This window comes from Bartonella sp. CL436QHHD (genome assembly GCF_042195105.1).
Lineage (GTDB): Bacteria > Pseudomonadota > Alphaproteobacteria > Rhizobiales > Rhizobiaceae > Bartonella.
Genome location: NZ_JBHINR010000025.1, coordinates 1 through 5,893 on the forward strand (window position 1 = coordinate 1; position 5,893 = coordinate 5,893).

The window sequence follows — 5,893 nt, forward strand, 5'->3', positions numbered from 1 at the left end:
TACAACAACAATTGCCCCTACTTGTTTAAAAATAAGATCAAGGGCATTGGGTAAGGTACCTTGACGCTTACCCGTTTTATCCAGTTTAGCGGCTTGTGAAAGTGAACCCGAAATCAAAACCGGTGTATTAAGGGGAAATGCTCGGTCATCGGCATCGGGTGCTGTGCCAACAATCCCGATAACTGCAGACTGAACCGCGCGAAGGGGGCGGGTGCCGTCGTCAACCTCAACGACTTCAACACCGTGTAGAAAACCTATTGCCATACTTTATGCTCCTTTAAATGAGGGGTGAATTAAAATGAATGGGAAAAATGAGGGTTGGATTTGAAATCGCACCCTTTAAAACAGCAAATCATAAGGATTTTGGTTCACTCGCATTTCAAATGCGAGTGAATAGTAAAGGGTAGCATTTCAAATGCGATCCTTTGAAAACAACAATATGTAAAATAATTTTTTAAAAGCATATTGACACTAATAAACCCTCATGTTAATCGAATCATAAGTGCTAGAAACACTAAACCATTAGCGGATAGGTCACGTAAGATCTCTCCCATGCATTTAAAATACTGATTGTCTTTTATGCTATTATTGGCATATAACGATTTTGTCGGGTGTAGCTATGCTATACAATACCTTCTCACGAGGGGAAGACATAGCGACGGACTAATGGCCGTGTTTCTAACGCCCGGCACCCTTGGGGGGTGTCAATAGAGACATTAAAACCATTAGGAGTTCATCATGAACAATTTAGTGACAATCAACAATGCTGGTATTGCTGTTACAACTTCTTTAAAAATTGCAGAGGGTGTGGGTAATACGCATAAAACAGTTATACAGTTAGTACGCAATAATCGTAAGGATTTTGAAGAGTTTGGTTCACTTGGATTTGAAATCCAAGTGAGTAAAAGAGACGGTAAAGGTGGTCAAAAGAGAGAAGTTGCTATTCTCAACGAACCACAAGCCACTCTACTCATGACCTATATGCGTAACAATGATACGGTGCGTGCATTCAAAAAAGCCCTCGTCAAAGCTTTCTATGATTTAAAAAACCAATTAATTGATAATGATCGTGATACACGCTTTGATTTTCCAAGCAACTGGAATGAAATGGGACCTACTGAAAAAGCTGTTTATATTTATGGACCGCTTCACATGCATCTTGTTAAAGCCTTTACATTAGCAGAAGAGAGCAAACATTATAAAACGCTTGTTGAAGAAGCCAAGCGAGTTTTAGTAAGCCCTGTTGTAAAAGTAGCTTAAGTTTAAAAACATGATTTTATCTCCTCGTCTTTGAGGCGGGGAGGTAGTTAATGGCTCTGTTCCATTTGTATATCCACTTTATTAGCTGTTAATGTTGGAATAGAAGAGACATCAATGTCCCTCAAGGCATGCCATGTATCATAATTGGCTTGAAGCTGTAGCCAAAGGGCTGGTCCATTTCCTAACAATTTACCAATGCGAGCTGCTGTTACGGCTGTGACTGGACGTTCTCCTTTAAGGATACCGTGCAAGTGCTGGCGTGATATTTGAAGAATCCTAGCAATTTCGGTTTTGCTTGCATTTAAATGTTCTAAGGATTCAGCTAAAATTTCTCCTGGATGAGAAGGACAACGATTAGGATTACGTGTGGTCATGGATAGTTTCCTTTACAAATCTTAAAACCTTCAGTGGTATTGCTCTAGATCAACATGGTAAACGTGTCTGTCTTTAAATTCAAAAGTGATACACCAAGGACCATTGATATGAATTGTGTAGCGAGTTGGAGTAAAGCCTTTAAGCATATGAAAATTATAACCTGGTACATTGATATCACTAACTTGAGAAGCAGCGTCAAGGGCATCAAGACGGCGAATAATACGCTGTTGAAGCCTGCTATCAATCTTACTTTTTCCTGTTTCCCAGAGAGATTGGAGGTCTTTATTTTTAAATGTTTTGATCATAGCAAACTCAACAACTTTATTTTAAGTAAGATGTAATGTATTAAGTGACAATTGTCAACAAAAATGTTACAATTTAATATGATTGATGCCAACACTGTGGAACTACAAGAATTTAAGAAATGAATATCAAACCAATTCGTACAGAGAGAGATTATCAAGAAGCTTTAGAGATTGTGTCTGCGATGTTTGACAATCAACCTAAAGAGAATACTCCAGAATTTGATCAAATGGAGGTTCTTGTGTTGTTGATTGAAGCGTATGAAGCAGAACACTACCCTGTTTCTCCTCCTCATCCTATTGAGGCTATTAAATTTAGAATGGAACAAATGAACTTAAGTGCTAAAGATCTTGTTCCTGCGATTGGTCATTTAAATCGCGTTTACGAGATATTGAGTGGTAAAAGAAAATTAACACTGCGCATGATTAAAAACTTGCACCAACAGTTCAATATTCCACTAGAAAGCCTAATAGCCTAGACTTGATTATCTTTCTCTTGTGGTTCTTTTATGGGCTCTACGGGTATATCTGTTTCTGTCATTTCAGTAGATGAGAGCTGTTTTGTGTTTTCATCAACAATAGGAGGAGAGAACACTCCATCCTTATAAGTCCAGCCGATCTGCGCTTCACTTGAGGGGATAGCTTCACCATCAAAGGCATGGACATAGTCTTCTGAGGCTACAATAATATTTGTTACCACACCATTTTCAACAACTGCATATTTCATAAAAAACTCCTAGATAAAAAATCTCAACAAGATTGCTCCGTCACCACCATTGCCGCCATCTCCACCAGATTTTCCTGGAAAGTAGCCACCGCCACCGCCGCTGGTAAAACCATTTCCATCACCACCATTGCCGCCTTTCCCACTGTAACCCCCTTTTGCGATACCATCACTGCAACCACCACCAGCCCCCCCATAAATAGAGCTTCCACCATGTCCAATGTTTGTTTTGTAGACAATAAAGGGGCCGTCGTTACTTCTATAGTATGCGTAGCCACCACCACTCCCGCCACCGAAAGTAGAACTGCTACCATTAACATTACTGTTACTAGAGTAGTAGCTGCCACCGCTACCGCCGTGACCACTGCTGTTGGCACTTCCTTCACTGCCACTAGTTCCGTATCCATAATATCCACCACCTCCGCCACCGCCTGCGGTAAGAAGTCCCTGAATTATTGTTTGACCACCTATGCCTCCCCTCTCGTTATTACCGCCTTTCCCACCACGTCCAATTTGAGCATTTTTTGAGTTTTCCAGCTGGTATCCTTTGATTTTAATACGTACGCAACCGCCGCCACCTCCACCACCGCCTTTTATATTACTGCCGCCTCCACCGCCACCCCACGCCCATATTTCAATATCGGTGTAGCTAGTAACACTATCAGGAAATGGAATGGTACCACTTTCTGTCATGAGGATTTCAAGGGGATTAAGCGCGGTAACTTCTTTCAGTTTTGCAATCTCATTGCGTATTTTTTGAAGAACAGTGGTAGCCTCATCTTTTGTGTAAAGTGCCTTACCATCAACAGTTGCTGGACCTTTAAGCATGCTTCCACTTGCACTTAGACTTGTCACAACTTTATTATTGTGGGTGAGATTAAACGACGAATTACCCAACAGTTCTAAGCCACCACTCATAGTGACTTTGCTGGTAAATTTATTATAATTCTGCCATTCATTTGGGCTGGCTAAGCGTCCATAGCTTGTGAGATCTTCGTTGATCTTGGCTCTAAAATCGTCAAGACCCACGATATCTTCTGTTTTATGTTGATGCGCGCCTAACAGAGAGATAGCACTCCCAAAGGTGAAGTTATTGTTGCTTGATTTATAGAGAACATAATTATTTGCGGCATCTTTTGCGCCTTCGATATCGCTTAAATCAGCAAATGAGAAAGTTTTATCCGCTGCCATTTTGCCATTGAGAGCGCTTTCTAGATTTGTGATTTCGCTTATGGTATGCGTGTGTTGTAAAGGTGCTTTTTCGTTTATCTTTTCCTCAACAGCCAAAAGAGCTTGATCAATTTTGGTCAAGTTTTCCCGCAAGATTGGGAATTCAGAACTGATAAAGCGTCCTTCTTTCGGCAATTCCATGTCGAGTTTTTTCGTTTTTGTCATCTCTGTTCTCCCATCACAATATACCGGCACCAAAATCACTCACCATGGACCGTGCCGCCGGTCCACCGGTAAGCGTGAGTTTCAAGCGCGCTTGTTTGGCGCCTTTATCACCACTGATAAATTTGCGCTCTGTCCAAAGGGGCTCGGATAACTGCTCTGTTTCCTCTAATGTGAGAGGAACAAAAGCACCATCATCCAGTTGCATCTCCAGTGAAAAGGTTGCACCGCCTGGTAAAAATGTTTTGATATAGCTGGTTAACCTTGCCTTTTCCCCAAAGGCAAAAGCACGGGTTACATAAGTGGCTTCCTTATGAATCTTCCCCGCAATCAATTGCACAGGCGCAAACAAAACAGGTGAGAGCTTTTCTGTCCCTTTGAGAATGGCGCGAAGCTTTATCTTTTCACTGATATATTCAGTAAGACTGAGTAATTGAAAGGGAAGAAGTTGATAAACCGTGCCATTGTTTCTTTCAATTTCAAAGATGACAGAACAATCGCTTGAAGGCAATTCAATGGCTGCGCGTATTTGCAAATCAGAGCAGTCAACAAGGTCAAAAGTGCCAAGATCAATGGTTTTTTCTGTTTGTGTGTAGCGTGCCGCCAGCACTCGAAAGGCTAAAGCCTCATCTTGATGGGCGGTCCAGCTCCTAGCATTGACAGAAGAAAAGCGTGGACCGGTCACGTAAGGGTGGCTCGAGACGTATCTCTGGTGTTCTGCATCAAAATCCCCAAGCTTTGCCAGTGAGACAGAATGATTACTATCATCTGTCTTAATAACGAAAGCCGTTAAGCGGTCATCGGGGACAAGGAGTGGTACATCATAGCGTGCCTCTGCCCAACCTAGCTTTGCGCCCTTCATAGAATAAAAGCTTTGCGCTTGAATATCGGCGGTCGGATAACCGTTTTCTGTGGTGACCAAATCAATCACCAGATCATGGTTCTCATTACCGATTTTGCAAAGATGAAAGTCAATACCGGTGATTTGCCGTGTTTCATCGGGGGTAAAAACTTGCGCTTGTGGGTCCACTTGCGTCCAGATCTTTACTGTTGTGGTGCGCCGCATCACTTTCACATCAATCACACCTTGACCTGTAAAAAGCCCTGTTGCAATTGTTNCGCTTGTGGGTCCACTTGCGTCCAGATCTTTACTGTTGTGGTGCGCCGCATCACTTTCACATCAATCACACCTTGACCTGTAAAAAGCCCTGTTGCAATTGTTCCACCTTTTCCCCGTGCCACAACATTTTTTGTACCAGCGGTAATATTTTGTGGAATCGTGAAAGTGCCTTCAAGGGTGCCTTTGGTGTTAGCAACAAGCTTTGTTTTTGGTAAAATATTCACACCATCAAAGGTAAGACGTTCCAAGATTTCGCTACTGCCAAAACCTTCAATTTTGAAAGAAAGGGTAATTTGTCTCAAAAAATCGATTTTCTCTTGGGTTGCACTCACCAAATCATCACTGATTTCTGTTTTACGAACGCTTCTCCCACGGTTCCATCCCATGTTCAGTTGATTGGTCACGCTTGAGAGCCAATCGGTACGCTGTTCATGCCAGAAGTCTGTCGCGGGTTCAAGGGTTACTGTACCAGGCAAGGTCGCAAAATTTTGATAAGGATTGATTTTTTCGCAAGCAGTTGTCAACTCTTGCGCAATGATCACTTCATTTGTCCAGTCAAGCGTAACAGGCGCGTTCAGATGAGCGGTGTAAAAGGTTGGATCAATGGCGAGCTGTAAAATGCCATTGCCTACAGCCCCCGTTTGTTGAAAGCCTTCATCTCTGTAACTATCATCAAGAAAAGGGTCTGCAAACATGCCCTTTTTGGCAACAGGTTCTTTA

Annotated in this window: 7 protein-coding genes and 2 pseudogenes; 2 read left to right on the top strand and 7 right to left on the bottom strand. The window is 42.2% G+C overall.

Annotation, left to right across the window (positions count from 1 at the left end; genetic code table 11):
• A pseudogene (locus ACFIKN_RS03165) lies at nucleotides 1–264 on the bottom strand (phage tail protein); the annotation flags it as partial.
• 474 nt (nucleotides 265–738) lie between these two features.
• Here ACFIKN_RS03165 and ACFIKN_RS03170 point away from each other — a divergent pair.
• Complete coding sequence (locus ACFIKN_RS03170; protein WP_375631833.1) at nucleotides 739–1,260, top strand: Rha family transcriptional regulator; 522 nt, start codon at nucleotides 739–741, stop codon at nucleotides 1,258–1,260.
• Nucleotides 1,261–1,307: 47 nt separating this feature from the next.
• Here ACFIKN_RS03170 and ACFIKN_RS03175 read toward each other — a convergent pair whose 3' ends face one another.
• Nucleotides 1,308–1,634 carry a HigA family addiction module antitoxin gene (locus tag ACFIKN_RS03175; protein WP_273791640.1) on the bottom strand — a complete coding sequence of 109 codons (327 nt, stop codon included), beginning with the start codon at nucleotides 1,632–1,634 and terminating at the stop codon, nucleotides 1,308–1,310.
• Nucleotides 1,635–1,664: 30 nt separating this feature from the next.
• Nucleotides 1,665–1,940 carry a type II toxin-antitoxin system RelE/ParE family toxin gene (locus ACFIKN_RS03180; protein ID WP_273791641.1) on the bottom strand — a complete coding sequence of 92 codons (276 nt, stop codon included), beginning with the start codon at nucleotides 1,938–1,940 and terminating at the stop codon, nucleotides 1,665–1,667.
• Nucleotides 1,941–2,059: 119 nt separating this feature from the next.
• Between ACFIKN_RS03180 and ACFIKN_RS03185 the strand changes: the two genes are divergently transcribed.
• Nucleotides 2,060–2,416 carry a type II toxin-antitoxin system HigA family antitoxin gene (locus ACFIKN_RS03185; RefSeq protein WP_375613954.1) on the top strand — a complete coding sequence of 119 codons (357 nt, stop codon included), beginning with the start codon at nucleotides 2,060–2,062 and terminating at the stop codon, nucleotides 2,414–2,416.
• On the opposite strand, the gene ACFIKN_RS03190 is transcribed toward ACFIKN_RS03185, so the two are convergent.
• The 4 genes and pseudogenes from ACFIKN_RS03190 to ACFIKN_RS03205 form a co-directional block, all read right to left on the bottom strand.
• Nucleotides 2,413–2,664: a hypothetical protein gene (locus tag ACFIKN_RS03190; protein ID WP_375657902.1), complete on the bottom strand. Its 252-nt coding sequence runs from the start codon at nucleotides 2,662–2,664 to the stop codon at nucleotides 2,413–2,415. The genes ACFIKN_RS03185 and ACFIKN_RS03190 overlap by 4 nt on opposite strands.
• Before the next feature lie 9 nt (nucleotides 2,665–2,673).
• Nucleotides 2,674–4,056 carry a Bgr_08870 family protein gene (locus tag ACFIKN_RS03195; RefSeq protein ID WP_375657903.1) on the bottom strand — a complete coding sequence of 461 codons (1,383 nt, stop codon included), beginning with the start codon at nucleotides 4,054–4,056 and terminating at the stop codon, nucleotides 2,674–2,676.
• Between the two features lie 13 nt (nucleotides 4,057–4,069).
• Nucleotides 4,070–5,170: pseudogene (locus ACFIKN_RS03200) on the bottom strand (DUF4815 domain-containing protein); the annotation flags it as partial.
• On the bottom strand, nucleotides 5,134–5,893 hold a 760-nt coding region (locus tag ACFIKN_RS03205), incomplete at its 5' end, for a DUF4815 domain-containing protein (protein WP_375657904.1). The pseudogene ACFIKN_RS03200 and the gene ACFIKN_RS03205, both read right to left, overlap by 37 nt.

What these genes read in the sequence shown, in the direction of transcription:
- ACFIKN_RS03170 (WP_375631833.1), top strand. Translation starts at nt 739, where the DNA reads ATGAACAATTTAGTGACAATCAACAATGCTGGTATTGCTGTTACAACT.
- ACFIKN_RS03175 (WP_273791640.1), bottom strand. Translation starts at nt 1,634, where the DNA reads ATGACCACACGTAATCCTAATCGTTGTCCTTCTCATCCAGGAGAAATT.
- ACFIKN_RS03180 (WP_273791641.1), bottom strand. Translation starts at nt 1,940, where the DNA reads ATGATCAAAACATTTAAAAATAAAGACCTCCAATCTCTCTGGGAAACA.
- ACFIKN_RS03185 (WP_375613954.1), top strand. Translation starts at nt 2,060, where the DNA reads ATGAATATCAAACCAATTCGTACAGAGAGAGATTATCAAGAAGCTTTA.
- ACFIKN_RS03190 (WP_375657902.1), bottom strand. Translation starts at nt 2,664, where the DNA reads ATGAAATATGCAGTTGTTGAAAATGGTGTGGTAACAAATATTATTGTA.
- ACFIKN_RS03195 (WP_375657903.1), bottom strand. Translation starts at nt 4,056, where the DNA reads ATGACAAAAACGAAAAAACTCGACATGGAATTGCCGAAAGAAGGACGC.